This is a genomic window from Thauera carbonicopians, from assembly GCF_025699485.1.
GTDB lineage: Bacteria > Pseudomonadota > Gammaproteobacteria > Burkholderiales > Rhodocyclaceae > Thauera.
Window position 1 is genome coordinate 1 of sequence record NZ_JANUXN010000024.1, and the last position, 16311, is coordinate 16311.

Consider the following 16311-nt stretch of genomic DNA (forward strand, 5'->3'; position numbering starts at 1 on the left):
CAACGCCATGGTCCGCACAGGCAAACATTGGGACAAATCGCTTCACGATGCTTGACTTCTAAGACGGTTACTCAGTCCCATCGCGGCTGAAGCGCCTACAGGGGCGCTCACGATGCGCTCCAGCAAGCGTGCGGCACTATACGCTTGAGGCGGCCCGGCGCGTGCTGGAATGCTCGGGGCTTCGGCCGGCGGTCGTCCGGCGTGACGGAAGCCGCATGAAGGACCGAATCGTATTGCTCGCCTTCCGCCCCGACGCCTCAACGCCCCGGCGACCCGAAGACCCGGCGCGCCTCAGGCGCTGGCCGGCCTCAGATCCGCGCCTGCGCGGTGACCACATAGCGCAGCGGACCGCCCGCGCGCAGCGCGTCGAACGGCCAGCAGGTCACCAGGGTGAGCTGGCGGCCGCTGTCCGGCTGGGCGAGCGGGCGGGTGTCGCGGTGGTCGAGCACCTCGCGGTGGGTGACGAAGTAGCGCAGCACCTCGCCATGGGCGGTTTCCAGTTCCAGTTCGCTGCCGTCCTCCAGCCATTGCAGGAAGGCGAAATGGGTGTCGCGGTGCGCGCCCAGCACGCTGTTGCCCGGTTCGCCCGGCTGCGCGGTGCCGTACAGGTGGCCCGGGCCGAAGGCCAGCGTGGCGCCGTCGGCGCCGGCCAGCACGTACACCTCCACGCCTTGCGCGGGGGCACTCAGGCGCGCCACCGGCCAGGTGTCCGCCCATGGCCAGGGGCGCGCGGGCGCGCCGCCGGCGCGGGTCTGGGCCCAGGCCTGGGTGATCAGGTGCTGGGCCAGCCAGGCCTTGGCGTGGATGTAGCCGGCCTGGCCAAATTGCCACAGCGCGGCGGCCAGCGCGAGCACCAGCGCGGCGCGCAGCAGGTGCGTGCGGCGCCGTTCGGCGTCGCACCTGCGCGTGTCGCCAAGGCAGTCGGGGGCGGGCCAGGCGCATTCCACGCCGAGGAAATCGCAGCCGTTGCAGTGGTGGCAGTTTGTCGTGGCTTTCATGGCGGTTCTCCGTGGGTTCAGGGCGCGGGATTCAGGCGAAGGCGTTGCGGCGGCGGGTGAGGGCGAACAGCAGGGCGCCCAGGGCGAGGGTCAGCGTGCCGCCCAGCAGGTGCATGCGCGCGTCGGTGGCGCCGGTGGGCAGTTGGCCGAAGACCTTTTCGTACTGCCAGCCGGCAGGCAGGTTGAGGGGCAACTGACCGCCTTGCAGCGGCGCGTCGGCCGGGCGCACCGGGGTCTTGTCCACCGCCACCAGGCTGGTGTAGCGGCTGACGAGGCGGTGGGCGAGGGCGAGTTCGACGATCTGCGGGCGCACCTCGTCTTCCGGCGTGCCGCTGCGCAGCAGGTCGAGCAGGGCGTCGATCTTGTGGCGCGCCCACAGGGCGCCCAGCCCGCTGCCGGGGGCGGCCCGGCCGAGATCGACCTCGGTGCTCCAGGCGGCCTGCGGGCCGCGTCCGCCGACCTTCAGCGTGCCGCTGGCCTGGCGCAGGGCGACGGCCACCACCAGCGGTTCGCCGGCGTACAGGTCGGGCACCTTGCGCGGCCAGTAGTCGGCCTGGGCGCCGTCCGGCCAGGCCAGTTCGATGTCCTTCAGCATGGGCGCTTCGAGGCGTTCGAACAGCGCGCTCATGCGTTCCTGCACTTCGTCCAGGCGGCCGATGTAGGTGAAGCTGCCGCGCCCGGCGGCCGCTGCCTTGCGCATGAAGTGGCCGTTGGGCGCGGAGCCGATGCCCACCGGAAACAGGCGGGCGTCGCCCAGGCGCTGTTCGATCAGGCGGAACAGGGTTTCCTCGTTGCCCACCGCGCCGTCGGTCAGGAAGATCACCTGGCGCACGCGTTCCGGGTCGGCCGCGCCGCCCAGCGCGGCGGCCAGCGCGGGGGCCATCTCGGTGCCGCCGGTGGCCTCCAGCTTGCGCACCCAGCGCGCGGCGTGCTCCACGTTGTCCGCGCTGGCCGGGCGGGCGGCATCGAACAGCGCGCGGGTGGCCGAGTTGAATTCGATGACGTTGAAGCGGTCTTCCGGGCGCAGGCGGCGCAGGGCGAGCGCGAGGGCTGACTGGGCCTGCACGATGGAGGCACCGGCCATCGAGCCCGAGGTATCGATGACGAACACCACCTCGCGCGCCAGCGGGCGGCCGTCGCTGGGCAGGCGCGGGGGCATCAGCATCAGCAGGGCGTGGTCCACATCCTGCCCGCGCTCGGCGAACAGCGCGACGCGCGGCGCCTGGCCGGCGGCCAGCGTCCATTCGAGGACGAAATCACGCTCGGCCGGGGCCGCGCCGTCGGCGAATTCGACGATGCGGCGGTTGGCGTGCGCGGCATCCACGCGCAGCGCATGGGAAGGGCTGCGCAGCGCGGACAGCGGCATGCCGGCATCCAGTTCCACGCGCATGCGCACCGGGTTGATCGCCGGGCCTGCCGCCGGGTGGCGCACCGGGGCGGTGATGCGCTGGGCGTCGGCGATTTCCTCGGCGGTGGTGGGCAGCGGGAGGTATCGCGGCGCGGCGACCATCGGGAAGCGCAGGCCGTAGTGGCCGCCGTCCTCATTCATGCGCCATTCCAGCGTCTGCTGGTATTCGATTTCTACCGAGATGCGCGCCCCTGGGGCGATGTTGGCGACGCGGGTGGTGAACAGGTTGGGGCGCTGCTGTTCGACCAGCGCCGTGCGCCGGCCGCTGGCGCGGGCCTGCTCGAATTCGGCGCGCGCAGCGGCGCGCTCGCGGATTTCACCCTCGACGACGTGTTCGCCGATCACCATGCGCAGGCGATCGACCGCGGCGTTCTCGGGCAGCGGGAAGAGGTATTCGCCTTCCTGCCAGCCATCGCTGGCATTGTGGAAGGTCTGCACCACGCGGGTGCGCGCCAGCGGGCCGTTCACACGGATGGCGACCTCGGTGTCCAGCGCCGGCAGCGCCACGCCGTTGCCGTCCGGCAGGCGGATGATCAGCGTGCCTTCGCCGGCGTAGGACGGCGCGGCGAACAGCAGGGTCAGCACGGCGAGCGCGAAGGCGACCAGCAGGCCGCCGAGGAAGATGCGCGCCGCCAGCGCGGCGATTTCCAGCAGATCGTGCCAGCGGCGGGCGGAACCGGGCAGGTGGGTGTTCATGGTGTTTTTCTCCCTGGATGCGGCCAACGGTTTGTCAGTGGGTGCATTTCAACGGGGGAAAAGGTCGACGGCATGGGGAGAAAAGGGCGCCACGCGGGCGAAATGTGGCAAGAAAATGGCTCTTGCGGATCGCGGGCGGCAGGTCGTGGGCGGACGCGGCGGCGGTGCTATAGTCGGCGCCGGATTCAAGCGCAGGAATGCCCATGGGACGCCGCATCGCCATCGTCGAGGACGAAGCCGCCATCCGCGACAACTATGCCGAGGCCCTGGCCCGCCAGGGCTACGAGGTCAGTGCGCACGCCGACCGCCCCGGCGCGCTGGCCGCGTGCCGCGCGCGCCTGCCCGATCTGGCGGTGATCGACATCGGCCTGGGCGACGAGCCGGAAGGCGGCTTCACGCTGTGCGTGGAATTGCGCGCGCTGTCCAGGCGTCTGCCGATTATCTTCCTGACCGCGCGCGACAGCGATTTCGACGTGGTTTCCGGCCTGCGCCTGGGCGCGGACGACTATCTGACCAAGGACGTTTCCATGCCGCACCTGCTGGCGCGCATCGCCGCGCTGTTCCGCCGCGTCGAGGCGCTGGCCGAACCGGGCGCGCGCGAGGACGTGCTGGAGCGCGGCGCGCTGCGCCTGGACACGCTGCGCCTGGCGGCAAGCTGGCAGGGCCGGGCAGTGGACCTGACGCTCACCGAGTTCTGGATGGTGTATACGCTGGCGCAGCTGCCCGGCCACGTGAAGAGCCGCGAGCAGTTGACGCGCGACGCGCGCCTGGTCGATGACGGCACCATCACCTCCCACGTCAAGCGCATCCGCCGCAAGTTCGCCGTGGTGGATGCGCGGTTCGACGCCATCGAAAGCGTCTACGGCATGGGCTACCGCTGGAAGAGCGCCGGATGAACACGCCGCGCGTGAGCCTGCGGCTCAAGCTGGCGCTGCTCGCGCTGCCGCTGCTGGCCTTGCCCTGGGTGGGCTACCGCTATCTGGTCGAGCTGGAGGCCTTCCTGGTGGACAGCCAGCAGCAGGCCGTGCTGGCGACTGCCCGCGCGGTGGCCACCGCCCTGCACGAACGCCCGCAACTGCTCGGCGTGCCGCAATGGACGCGCTCCTCGCGCGTCACCGTGGATCAATCCCTGCTGCCCGGCGAGGAGGTCGTCGAGGCCCTGCGCGCGCCGGTCGCCACGCTGGCCGAGGAGCCGCGCCGCATGGACGAGGTGGTCGCCATCCTGCGCGGCGTGCAGCGCAGCACCGCGCGCATCAGCCTGGTGAGCCGCGACCTGCGCGTGCTGGCGGTCACCGGCAGCCTGCCGGCGGCGGAAGACGGGGGCGCAGGGCTGCCGGCGTGGCGCAGGCTGGCCGCGCGCATCCTGCCGCCGCCCGGCGAGACCATCGGCGCGGACTGGAGCCCGCTGCGCGCGCGCGAGGTGCATGATGCGCTGATGGGCATCGCCGGCGCACAGACGCGCGCCACCTACGACGGCGGCGCGCTGCTGGTGAGTGCCGCGCACCCGATCTGGGAGCGCAACCGGGTGATCGGCGCGGTGGTGGTCGAAGAGGATTCGCGCTCCATCGTCTCGCTGCGCCAGCGCGCGCTGGAAAGCCTGCTGCTGATCACCCTGGCCGGGCTGTGCCTGGTGGCGCTGCCGGTGCTGTGGTTCGCCACCCGGCTGTCCTCGCGCATCCGCCGCCTGCGCGACGAGGCGGAAAGCGCCATCGACGGCCAGGGGCGCATCGCCGCGCCGCTGACGGCCTCGAACGCGGGCGACGAGGTGGGCGATCTGTCGCGCAGCTTCTCGGCGCTGCTCGGACGCCTGGCCGGCCATCACACCTATCTGGAAAACATGGCGAGCCGGCTGTCGCATGAGCTGCGCACGCCCATCGCCGTGGTGCGTTCCTCGTTGGAGAACCTGCACGCCGAAGAATTGCCGGCATCCGCGCGCACCTACATGACGCGCGCCGAGGAAGGGCTGAACCGGCTGTCGCGCATGCTCTCGCGCATGAGCGAGGCCACGCGCATGGAGCAGGCCCTGGCCAGCACCGAGAGCGAGCGCTTCGATCTGCGTGCGGTGGTCGGCGAATGCGTGCGCGGCTATCGCGTGGCGCACCCCACGCGCGCCTTCGAGGACGATCTGCCGCCGTATCCGGTGTGGGTGCGCGGCGCCCCCGACCTGGCCGCGCAGATGCTCGACAAGCTGGTGGACAACGCCGCCGACTTCGCCCTGCCGGATACTCCAATCCGCATCGTGCTGCAGTTCCAGACCACCACCGCCACGCTGGCGGTGATCAACCAGGGGCCGCTGCTGCCGGCGGCGCTGGCGGGGCGGATGTTCGAGGCCATGGTGTCGGTGCGCAAGGCCGAAGGCGGTGGCGAGCCGCACCTGGGGCTGGGGCTGTACGTGGCGCGCATGATCGCGGCCTTCCACGGCGGCAGCCTGTCGGCCAGCAATCTGCCGGACGGCAGCGGGGTATGCGTGGGGGCGCTGCTGCGGCTGGCCTGAGTCCTTCCGCGTTCGCGGAGGGCTGTATTTTCCCATGAGCCGCATCGCGGCTAAGGCCAATACGGTTCAGTGAGTGCGCTCCCGGTCATTGTAGGAGCGGCTTCAGCCGCGAAAGATGTGGCGTATTTCAGGCATTCGCGGCTAAAGCCGCGCCTACGGAAACAAGCCGCCACGCTTATCTGAACCGTACTGCGGCTAAGGCTGTGCCTACGGGGCGTCGGGTGCTTCTATGAGCGAAGCCGCTCATGTTTCCGGTAATGGGCGAGCGGAGCGCGCTCCTCTCTGTTTTTCGTTGCGGCAAAGAGGGTAAACACCATGGCGGTATAATCGCGGTTCGATGACCTGACCCTTGGAATCCTGCTGTGTCCGAACGCTTCTCCGTTGCCCTCCAGTACGTCCTGCCCAAGCGGGCCCTGACCCAGCTTGCCGGCAGGCTCGCCGGCCTGAAGGGTGGCAAGGCGACGACGGCGGTGATCCGCTGGTTCATCGAGCGCTACGGCGTGAACATGGACGAAGCGGCGAACCCGGACCCGGCGAGCTACGCGAGCTTCAACGAGTTCTTCACCCGTCCGCTGCGCGAAGGCGCGAGGCCGTTCGCCGAAGCCGACTACCTGTGCCCGGTCGATGGTGCGATCAGCCAGTTCGGCCCGATCGAGCGCGACCAGATCTTCCAGGCCAAGGGCCATTTCTACACCACCACCACCCTGGTCGGCGGCGACCGCAGCCTAGCGGCGCATTTCGAGGACGGCGAGTTCGCCACGATCTACCTCAGCCCGCGCGACTACCACCGCATCCACATGCCTTGCGACGGCCGGCTGCTGCAGATGATCTACGTGCCGGGCGACCTGTTCTCGGTCAACCCGGCCACCGCGCGCGGCGTGCCCGGCCTGTTCGCGCGCAACGAGCGCGTGGTGTGCGTGTTCGAAGGCGAGGCCGGCCCCTTCGTGATGGTGCTGGTCGGCGCCACCATCGTCGGCAGCATGGCGACCGTCTGGCACGGCGTGGTCAATCCGCCGCGCCGGCCCGACATCGAGAAGCACGCTTATGCGCCGGGCGAAGTCGAACTGCGCAAGGGCGACGAGATGGGCCGTTTCCTGCTCGGCTCGACGGTGGTGATGCTGTTCCCGAAAGGCACGATGCGCTTCGACTCCGCCTGGGCGGCGGCGCGCCCGGTGCGCCTGGGCGAAGCGATGGGGCAGCGCCCGCCGGCTGCCTGAGCCATGCCCCATCCAGGGGCGGTGGATGGCGAGCACGCACCATGGGAGGGCGCCTGAAATGCTGTTGTGCTGCATTGCAGCATGATGGCATTGTCGTCAAACCGTAAGAAAATTGCGCTACAACAAGGGCTTGGACGTAGAAACGATAGCCGAAAAATTTCGTTTGCAGCGCGCGTCCAAGCTGGCACGATTGACGCTAGGCAATCATGCCTTTCCATAAAATGCATCAAGGAGACAGATCATGCCAAGCCGTCCCATCCATCAGGTACTTTCCGATCGTCCCTTCCTGTGCGTGTGCGCCGACACGCCCGTGCGCAGCGTGACGCGCATGATGCAGGAGCAGCACAGCAGCGCCGCGCTGGTGGTCGAGCATGGCGTGCTCACCGGCATCTTCACCGAACGTGACGCCACTTTCCGCGTGCTGGCCGCCGGCCTCGACGCCGATGCCACACCGGTCGGCGAAGTCATGACCCACAATCCGCTGACGCTGACCGAGGACAAGCCTTTCGGCCATGCGCTTCACCTGATGTACGAGAATGGCGTGCGCCACGTGCCGGTGATCGACGCCGTCAAATGCCCGCTGGGCCTCGTCACCGCGCGCGATGCGCTGGAACTCGACGCGCTCGATTTCGGCACCGAGCTGGTGCGGCGCGAAGAGATCACCGTCATCCTCTGAGCCGCAACCGCTGGCCCTGGCCCGCTAGCGGCTGGCCAGGGCCTGGTCCAGGCCGGCCTGGAACAGCGCGGCGACGAGGTCCGATTGCGTCAGCATGCCGACCACGCGATTGTCCGCATCGACGATGGGCACGTGGTGCCGGCCGCGATCGGAGAAGGCCGGTACCAGGTCCACGATGTTCTGATCCGGGCTGGCGGTAAACACGTCGGTGCTCATCACTTCGCCCACGGTTTCCCAAGGCATTTCCTGCGCGAGCAGGAAGTCGTGCAGCGTGATGATGCCGATCAGCCGGTCCTCATCCACGACGACCGGCAAGGCCTTGACGCGGTGGTGGGCCAGTTGCGCCCAGGCCGACTCCAGCGTCGCGTCGGCCGTGATCGCGACCACGTCGCGCGACATCACGTCGGCGCAGCGCAGGTCGCCGAAACGCCGCCGCCAGGCGCGCTGCTCGGCGGCGAGCAGGATTTCCTCGAGGTCGGTGCTGCTGATGTCGATCATTTCGCCCCGTTCCTGCAGCACTGCCTGCAGGTCTTCGGGGCGAACGCCCAGGCGGTCGCTGGGTTTCGGGTCGGTGGTGTGGTGCTGGGCGGCAGCCGGGACTTCGACCGGGCGATGCGGGTAGCGCCGGCGCATCGCGGCATTGAACAGCAGCGCCGTCAGCAGCAGCAGCAGCGAATTGAGCGCCACCGGCGTGAACGCGAACAGCACGCCCAGGCGTTCGACCTCGGGGCCGCCGAGCACGCTCGTCAGCGCCATTGCGCCGCCGGGCGGATGCAGGCAGCGCAGCTGGAACATGGCGATGATCGCTAGGCCGACGGCCAGCGTTGCCGCGAGCGCGGGGTCCGGGATCCAGTGGGCGCAGCCGATGCCGACCAGTGCCGAGACGAAGTTGCCGCCGACGATGGACCAGGGCTGGGCAAGCGGGCTCGCCGGCACTGCGAACAGCAGCACCGAGGATGCGCCCATCGGGGCGACGAACCAGGGCACGCTGATGCCCAACATGTAGCGGCTGACGATTTCGGTGACGAGCAGGCCGATGAACGCACCGATGCCGCCCAGCATGCGCTCGCGCAGGCTTGCGGGGAGGGGGGCAGGCCAGAAGGCCTTCAGCCAGGAGGACAGGTAATGCACGCAGCGTTCCGGACAGGGGCGTCGGCCCGGCACGCTGCCGGGAGTGGGAAGGGGCAGCGATCTTAGCGCAGGCCCGCCGTGCGCACCAAGCCGGTGCGCACTCTTCCCTCTCCCTTCCGGCGCAGGATCAGGCGAGATTCATCCGCCGCGCCGCCTCGCGCAGTTCGCCGCGGAAATCCGGATGGGCGATGCCGATCAGCGCCGCGGCGCGCTGCTTGGCCGTCTTGCCGCGGAGCTCGGCGACGCCGTATTCGGTGACGACGTAGTTGATGTCGTTCTTGCTGGTGGTGACGTGGGTGCCGGGCGGCAGCACCGGTGCGATGCGCGACACGGTACCGTCCTTCGCCGTCGATGGCAGTACGATGAAAGCCTTGCCATCCTTCGAGCGGTTGGCGGCGCGGACGAAATCCACCTGGCCGCCGGTACCGGAATAAGGCGTGTGACCGAGCGATTCGGAGCCGCACTGGCCGATCAGGTCGATCTGCAAGGTGGCGTTGATCGCGCACAGCTTGTCGTTGCGCGCGGCCAGATACGGGTCGTTGGTGAAGTCGACCGGATGCATCTCGATCGCCGGATTGCGGTGCAGCGTGCGGTACAGGCGATTGGAGCCGAGCGCGAAGGTGGCGACCAGCTTGCCGGGCATGAAGGTCTTGCGGCGGTTGGTGACGGCGCCGGACTCGAGCAGCGACAGGATGCCGTCGCCGATCATCTCGGTGTGGATGCCGAGGTCGCGCTTGTGCCGGAGCTGCATGACCACCGCGTCGGGGATGCCGCCGTAACCGATCTGCAGCGTCGAGCCGTCGTCGATGAGGTCGGCGACGTATTTGCCGATTGCTTCCTGCACCGGGCCGATCTGCGGCAGGCCGACTTCGAACAGCGGTTCGTCGCTTTCGACCACGCCGCTGACCTGCGAGACGTGGATGTGGCAGTTGCCGTTGGCGAAGGGCACGTTCGGATTGACTTCCAGCAGCACGACGCGGGCGCGGCGGATCGCCGCCATCGTGTAGTCGGGCGCCAGCGACAGGCTGAAGTAGCCGTGCTCGTCCATCGGCGAGGCCATCGACACGACGACGTCGGCCGGCATCAGGCCGCGGTCGAGCAGCATCGGCAGTTCGGAGAAATAGGCCGGGACGTAGTCCACCCAGCCGGCCTGGCCGCCCTCGCGGGTGGCACCGCCGAAGAAATAGGCGTCGTGCCGGATGTTGGCCTGCGTCTCGGGGTTCAGGTAGGCGAACTTGCGCAGCGGCAGGATCTGGCTGACGGCGACGCCGCGCAGTTCGTGGCGCCGCTCGGACAGCGCGTGCAGCAGCGCAGGCGGCTCGCCGACACCGGTCGGCACGACGATGGTGTCGCCGTCGCGGACCAGGCCGGCCGCATCCGTCGCCATCATGAGCTTCTGTTCGTAAAGAGTCTGGACTGCCGACATTCGCTCCCCCTCCTGTCCCTGTTGTTCTATGTGCATAAAGGAGGGATTATAGGCCATTCCATACTAGGGCGTATGGAATGGCGGCCCGGCGGCGGTCGGACGGTCGGCCACCGGGATGCCGGTCGCCGGTGCGCCGGCCGCCGTGCCGTGCAGCTCGGGAGTGTTCGTCGGGAACGGGGCCGGCTCCTCGATGCTGTGCAGCCATTCGCGCCAGATCGCCACCAGCAGCGCCATCAGCACCGGGCCGACGAACAGGCCGACCAGGCCCATGGTCTGCACGCCGCCGACGAGGCCGAAGAAGGTCGGCAGGAAGGGCAGCTTCACCGGTCCGCCGACCAGGCGCGGGCGCAGGGTCTTATCGACGATGAAGAGTTCGATCGAACCCCAGGCGAACAGCCCGAGCCCGGCGACGAGGTTGCCCGAGCCGACCAGGTACAGCGATACCAGCGTGAACGACAGCGGGGCGCCGCCCGGAATCAGCGCCATGAAGCCGGTGGCGACGCCCAGCAGCACCGGCGAGGGCACGCCGGCGATCCAGTAGGCCACGCCCAGCACCACGCCTTCGCCGAGCGCGATCAGCCCCATGCCGGTGACGGTGGCGCTGACGGTGGCCGGCACCACGCGCGAGAAGCGCTGCCAGCGCGCCGGCAGGATGCGTTCGCCGACGACGTCGAGCTGCGCGGCGAGGCGCTTGCCGTCCTTGTAGATGAAAAACAGCGTGATCAGCATGAACAGCGTGGTCAGCGCCAGGCGGAACAGGTCGCCGGTGGCGCTCAGCACCATGCGGTAGATGTTGCCGAGGTGCTCGCCGCTGAGGATCTGCACCCATTCGCCGAGGGCGCTGGGGCTGCCGAGGTGATCCTGCCAGTATTCGGCGAGCCGCTCGCCGACCAGCGGCAGCGCCCGTATCCATTCCGGCACCGGCGCGCCGGTGCGGTTCGCCTCCAGCAGCCAGACGATGAAGTTGCCCGCCTCCTGCAGCGCATAGTGCAGCGCGATGGTCAGCGGCACGATCAGCGCACAGATGACGATGACGATCGCCACGCTCGCCGCCAGCGTGGTGTTGCCCTTGCACAGCGCGACGCCGCGGCGGTAGAGCGGCCAACTGGCGAAGCCGATGATCAGCGCGGCGAGCACGGGCACGAGGAAGCCGCTGAGGAAATACGCCCCGGCGGCGAGGATCAGCAGGAGCAGCGTGCGGACGATGAGGGGGGCTTGCAGGACAGGCGGCATGGACGGCAGCGGGGGTGACCGAGGAGAGGACTATAACCGAGTGAATGGCCGGCGGGACCGGGGGCTGCGCCGGGCCGGGCGCCTCGGCCGGGAAGTGGAGGGAATGCCGGCGCCGGGTGGCGCGCCGGCCCGGGCACTCAGCGGGCAGTTTGAAGCGCCTGCATTCCGTGGATGCAGAACTGCATGAACCGGTTCGCGGCGGGCGACAGGTGTCGGCCTGCCCGCGTGATCAACTGCACGGTCGCATGCTGCAGCGCCGCGTTGTCGACCGGCACCGTATGGACGCGCCCCGCGGCCAGTTCGGTCGATACCGCCAGCCGGGGCAGCAGCGTGACGCCCTGGTTGCTGGCCACGAAGCTGATCAGCACATGGATGAGGTTGGTCGTCAATGCCGCTTCCAGGCGAATCTTGTCCGTGCGCTCGGCGTGTTCCAGCAACTGGCGGATGCCGTAGATGCCGTTCAGCAGTGCGATCGGCCAGGCGGTGAGTTCCCGCAGCGAGGTCCGCTGCGCATGCCGCAGCGGGTGCTCGGGGCCGACGATGGCGAACAGGGGTTCGTGCGCCGACCAGCGCGATACGATATGCACGTCGGCGGGGGCGTAATAGACCAGCCCGATTTCCGCCTCGTCCTCGCGCAGCCGGCGCATGATTTCGGTGGTGCCGGCAATGTCCAGCGAGATCGATACGCCGGGGTAATGCTGGCGGAATTGCCGGATCGGCCCGGCGATCATCGCCTGGGCGAAGCCTTCGCCGCTGGCCACCGAGACCGAGCCGCTGTTCAGGCCGCGCAGCGATTCGATCTTGGCCAGCATGTCGTGGCGGTGAGCCATGTGCTGCTGGTAGTAGTCGATCAGCAACTGGCCGGCGTCGGTCGGCACGACGCCCTTGCGCTGGCGCTCCAGCAGCGTCGCCTGCAGTTCTTCTTCCAGCAGGCTGATCTGGCGGCTCACGGCCGAGGGGGCGATGCCCAGCTTGTCGGCAGCGGCGCGGACCGAGCCGCACGAGAGCGTCTCGTACAGGTAGCGGACGCGGGAGTCATGGAAGGCGTGCATGGAAGGCGTGCATGGGAGGATCCTGCGATCGGAGAGTAAGGTGGGGCCGGGTTATGTTCTAATTTTTAGAACAAAAAATATATATTTATATATTAAATGCATTGATATATTGAATGGCCTTATGCGCCTGGATGCGGTCCGGAGCCATAAAAGCGTGCCGTTCAACGTTTTCATGCCAACCAGTCTGCCTGCGCAGGCCGGGCGGCGAATGAGGGGAAGCCATATGAGTGTTGTTGCCCATCGAGCAAGCGCGTCGCTGGAGCTTGGCAGCGTGGCGCAGATCTTCGTGCTGGCGCTGGCAATTGCGGCGCTGTCCGAATGGTTCGGGCCCTTGCCCATCGACTTGGGGGTCGGCAAGGTGGTGTTGCTGCCCATGATCTGGGCGCTGCTGATCGGCCTGGGGCTGGGGGTGTTCAGCAAGCGCATGCCGGGGCCGCTCAGGCTCAGCCTGCACGGCCAGCATCTGGCGGCGGCGATTCTGTCGTCGGCCCTGTTCCTGTTCATCGCCAAGCTCGGCCTGCTGGTGGGCGCCTCCTTGCCGAAACTGGCCGAGGCGGGCTGGGGCCTGGCCCTGCAGGAGGTCGGCAATCTGGTCGGGTGCATCCTGCTGGGCATGCCGGTCGCGCTGCTGCTGGGGATCAAGCGCGAGGCCGTCGGTGCGACTTTCTCCATCGGCCGCGAACCCGGCCTGGCGATCATCGGCGAGCGCTTCGGCATGGACTCCCCCGAAGGGCGTGGGGTGCTGGCCGAGTACATCACCGGCACCCTGGTCGGTGCCATCTTCATCTCGCTGCTGGCCGGCTTCGTCACCAGCCTGAACATCTTCCACCCGCTGGCGCTCGCCATGGGCGCAGGCGTCGGCTCGGGCAGCATGACTGCGGCTGCCGTAGGTGCCATCGCCGCCCAGCAGACGCCCGAAATGGCCAAGGACGTGGCTGCCTTCGCGGCTGCCGCCAATCTGATCGCGACCACCGTCGGCACTTATCTGACGCTGTTCATTTCGCTGCCGCTGGCGGTGCATGCCTACCGCTTCATGGAGCCCATCCTGGGGCGCAACCGCAAGGGCGTCGCGGTCGAGGACGGCAGCGCGCCCGAGGCCAAGGCCGAAACGGTGCATGCGCCCGTGCTGGGTTTCGGCATGCGCGTGGTGTCGTGGCTGCTGGTCGGCCTGATGGTGATGCTCGGCAACCTGATCGGCTTCGGCGTGCCGCTGCTGGAATCGCTGCCGGGCGTGGCGCTGATCATCGTCGCGGTGCTGGCCGGCGACCTGATCTACGTCGCGACGAAGCGCAAGCTGCCGGCGGTGTGCTGGATCTCCTTCATCGCCATGGCGATGACCTTCCCGCAGACGCCGTATGCCGCCGAAGTGGCCGCGCTGACCGGCAAGGTGAACTTCCTCGCCATGATCACGCCGATGCTGACCTTCGCCGGCCTGTCGATGGCCAAGGACATCCCCGCCTTCCGCCGCCTCGGCTGGCGCATCGTGGTGGTATCGCTGATGGCGAACGCGGGCGTCTTCCTGGCCGCCGCCGTCATCGCGCAGTTCTTCGTGCATTCCCTCTGACGCAGCAACAAGGAGCAGATTTCATGGTGAAGCTGGGTGTGGTCGGGTTGGGCAACATGGGCGCGGGCATGGCCTTGTCGGCCGTGCGCGCCGGTTTGAAGGTGGTGGGTTTCGATCCCGCCACGCAGTCGCGGCAGGTACTGCAGGAAGGGGGCGTGACGCTGGTCGACGACCTCGCGGCGCTGTCGGCGCAGGCGGACGTGATCGTGCTGTCGCTGCCGACCTCCGACGTGGTCGAAAAAGTCGTGCTGGGCGAGGGTGGCTTGCTGCAGCATGCGCGTGCGGGCCAGATCGTGCTGGACACCTCGACGGCGGACCCCGCCAGCACGGTGCGCATCGCCCAGGCGCTGCAGGGCAGCCCGCTGCGCCTGGTCGACGGTCCTGTCAGCGGCGGCCCCAGGGCCGCGCATGGCGGTTCCATGACCATGCTGCTGGGCGGCGAGGCTGCCGACCTGGAGGCATTGGCGCCGGTGCTGGATGCGCTGACCGGCAAGCGCGTGCATGTGGGGCCGGTGGGCGCGGGCCATTCGGCCAAGCTGTTCAACAACCTGTTGTGCGGCATCCATCTGATTGCCGCGGGCGAGGCCATTCGCGTGGCGCTTGCCGCCGGGCTCGACGTCGAGCAGATCCTGAAGGGGGTCAATGCCGGCTCGGGCCGCAGCGGCGTCACCGAGGTCAATTGCCCGACCTGGATCCTGAACGGCGCGTTCGATTCCGGCTTCACCATGAAGCTGATGCGCAAGGACCTGCGTCTGGCGGCGGCCATGATCGAGCAGAGCGGCGCCAGCGCACCGCTGGCGCGCGAGGCGCTGCGGCTGTGGGCCGATTCGGCCGTGTCGGTCGATGACGGTGAGGATTTCAACCGTATCGTGGATTACCAGGAGCAGACGCGATGAGCGGACAGGACATGATGAACGAACGTATCTGGCAGGCCTTTCGCGTTTTCTTTCCGGATGCCCGGGCCATTGGCTCCCATGTCGGCGGCAGCCTGCTGGCGGGGCAGGGTGAGGACGTCGTGCTGCGCAATGCCGCCACGGCCGAGGAAACCCTGCGCTACGCCGACGCCGGAGCGGACGTGGCGCGGGCGGCGGTCGAAGCGGCGCGCCGGGGGCAGCGCGAATGGGCGGCGCTGTCGCATGCCCAGCGCGGCCGGGTGATGTACACCGTGGGCCAGCAGGTCCGTGCCCAGGCCGAGCCGCTTGCGCAGCTCGAGGCGCTGACCAGCGGCAAGCCGATCCGCGATTGCCGCGGCGAGGTCCTGCGCGTGGCGGAGATGTTCGAGTACTACGCGGGCTGGGCCGACAAGCTGTATGGCGACGTGATTCCCGTGCCCAGCGGCCATCTCAACTACACGCGCCGCGAGCCGATCGGGGTGGTGCTGCAGATCACGCCCTGGAATGCGCCGGTGTTCACCGCGGGCTGGCAGATCGCGCCCGCCATCGCCACCGGCAACGGCGTGGTGCTCAAGCCCTCGGAGCTGACGCCGTTCAGTTCGCTGGCGCTGGCGTCGATCGCGGTGCAGGCCGGCGTGCCGGCGGGCTTGATCAATGTGCTGGCCGGCTACGGCCAGACGACGGTGCCCGCGGCGCTGGAGACCGCTCATGTCGGCAAGGTGGTGTTCGTGGGCTCGGTGCCGACCGGTGCCCGCATCGCCGCCCTTGCTGCCGGGCACCTGGTGCCCTGCGTGCTGGAGCTGGGCGGCAAGTCGGCCAACATCGTGTTCGAGGACGCGGACCTGGACCGTGCCTGCCTGGGTGCGCAGGCGGCGATCTTCTCCGGCGCCGGGCAGAGCTGCGTGTCGGGCTCGCGCCTGCTGGTGCAGCGCAGCGTGCATGACAAGCTGGTGGAAAAGCTGGTCAACGGCGCGCGCCGCCTGCGCGTGGGCGATCCGCTGGACGCGGACACCGAAGTCGGCCCGGTCGGCAACGAGCGCCAGTTCACGCATGTGCGCAACTGCATCGCGGCGGCGCTGCAGGAAGGGGCGAAGCTGGCGCTGGGCAGCACCGAGGCGGGCGCGGCCGGCTACTTCGTGCCGCCGACGGTGTTGACCGGCGTGGCCAACGGCATGGAGGTCGCGCAGAACGAGATCTTCGGCCCGGTGGTGGCGGTGATTCCGTTCGATACCGAGCAGGAGGCCATCGACATCGCCAACGACAGCCGCTTTGGCCTGGCCGGCGCGGTATGGACCCGCGACGTCGGCCGTGCCCATCGCGTGGCGGCGCAGGTCCAGGCCGGCACCTTCTGGGTCAACGGCTACAAGACCATCAACGTCGCGTCGCCGTTCGGCGGCTATCGCCAGAGCGGCTACGGCCGTTCCAGCGGCCTGGACGCGCTGAAGGAATACACCCAGGTCAAGAGCGTCTGGGTCGAGACCGCCGCCGAGCCGGCGGCGCCGTTTGGTTATCTCTGATCATCG

At 68.9% G+C, this 16311-nt stretch carries 13 protein-coding genes; 7 read left to right on the forward strand and 6 right to left on the reverse strand.

Annotation, left to right across the window (positions count from 1 at the left end; translation table 11 throughout):
- Positions 1–308: 308 nt before the first annotated feature.
- On the reverse strand, positions 309–998 hold the full coding sequence (locus tag NX068_RS19295) for a class GN sortase (protein ID WP_263462840.1): 690 nt from the start codon (positions 996–998) through the stop codon (positions 309–311).
- Between the two features lie 31 nt (positions 999–1029).
- Positions 1030–3102, reverse strand: a complete 2073-nt coding sequence (locus NX068_RS19300; protein WP_263462841.1) for a marine proteobacterial sortase target protein — start codon at positions 3100–3102, stop codon at positions 1030–1032.
- A 203-nt stretch (positions 3103–3305) separates the two neighbouring features.
- Here NX068_RS19300 and pdsR point away from each other — a divergent pair, with 203 nt between their 5' ends.
- The 4 genes from pdsR to NX068_RS19320 all read left to right on the forward strand — a co-directional run bounded on the left by pdsR (position 3306) and on the right by NX068_RS19320 (position 7489).
- Positions 3306–3998, forward strand: a complete 693-nt coding sequence (gene pdsR, locus NX068_RS19305) for a proteobacterial dedicated sortase system response regulator (RefSeq protein WP_263462842.1) — start codon at positions 3306–3308, stop codon at positions 3996–3998.
- A complete protein-coding gene (locus NX068_RS19310) occupies positions 3995–5596 on the forward strand; it encodes an ATP-binding protein (RefSeq protein ID WP_263462843.1) in 1602 nt (533 codons plus the stop codon). Before pdsR ends, NX068_RS19310 begins: the two co-directional genes overlap by 4 nt.
- Before the next feature lie 362 nt (positions 5597–5958).
- Entirely contained in the window at positions 5959–6813 is an 855-nt protein-coding gene (gene asd, locus NX068_RS19315; protein WP_263462844.1) for an archaetidylserine decarboxylase, read from the forward strand.
- 241 nt (positions 6814–7054) lie between these two features.
- Positions 7055–7489: a CBS domain-containing protein gene (locus NX068_RS19320; protein ID WP_263462845.1), complete on the forward strand. Its 435-nt coding sequence runs from the start codon at positions 7055–7057 to the stop codon at positions 7487–7489.
- A 24-nt stretch (positions 7490–7513) separates the two neighbouring features.
- Here NX068_RS19320 and NX068_RS19325 read toward each other — a convergent pair whose 3' ends face one another.
- The 4 genes from NX068_RS19325 to NX068_RS19340 form a co-directional block, all read right to left on the reverse strand.
- Positions 7514–8620, reverse strand: coding sequence for an HPP family protein (locus NX068_RS19325; RefSeq protein ID WP_263462846.1), 1107 nt, complete (start codon positions 8618–8620; stop codon positions 7514–7516).
- Between the two features lie 127 nt (positions 8621–8747).
- Positions 8748–10046, reverse strand: a complete 1299-nt coding sequence (locus tag NX068_RS19330; protein ID WP_263462847.1) for an acetyl-CoA hydrolase/transferase family protein — start codon at positions 10044–10046, stop codon at positions 8748–8750.
- Between the two features lie 63 nt (positions 10047–10109).
- Complete coding sequence (locus NX068_RS19335) at positions 10110–11279, reverse strand: AI-2E family transporter (protein ID WP_263462848.1); 1170 nt, start codon at positions 11277–11279, stop codon at positions 10110–10112.
- A 137-nt stretch (positions 11280–11416) separates the two neighbouring features.
- Entirely contained in the window at positions 11417–12331 is a 915-nt protein-coding gene (locus NX068_RS19340) for a LysR family transcriptional regulator (protein ID WP_263462849.1), read from the reverse strand.
- A gap of 223 nt (positions 12332–12554) precedes the next feature.
- On the opposite strand from NX068_RS19340, the gene NX068_RS19345 reads away from it, so the two are divergent.
- The 3 genes from NX068_RS19345 to NX068_RS19355 are packed head-to-tail and all read left to right on the forward strand — an operon-like array spanning position 12555 to position 16305.
- Positions 12555–13895, forward strand: coding sequence for a DUF3100 domain-containing protein (locus NX068_RS19345; protein WP_263462850.1), 1341 nt, complete (start codon positions 12555–12557; stop codon positions 13893–13895).
- A 23-nt stretch (positions 13896–13918) separates the two neighbouring features.
- Positions 13919–14791 carry an NAD(P)-dependent oxidoreductase gene (locus NX068_RS19350; RefSeq protein ID WP_263462851.1) on the forward strand — a complete coding sequence of 291 codons (873 nt, stop codon included), beginning with the start codon at positions 13919–13921 and terminating at the stop codon, positions 14789–14791.
- Positions 14788–16305 carry an aldehyde dehydrogenase family protein gene (locus NX068_RS19355; RefSeq protein WP_263462852.1) on the forward strand — a complete coding sequence of 506 codons (1518 nt, stop codon included), beginning with the start codon at positions 14788–14790 and terminating at the stop codon, positions 16303–16305. The genes NX068_RS19350 and NX068_RS19355 overlap by 4 nt, the downstream gene beginning before the upstream one ends.
- Positions 16306–16311: the final 6 nt, after the last annotated feature.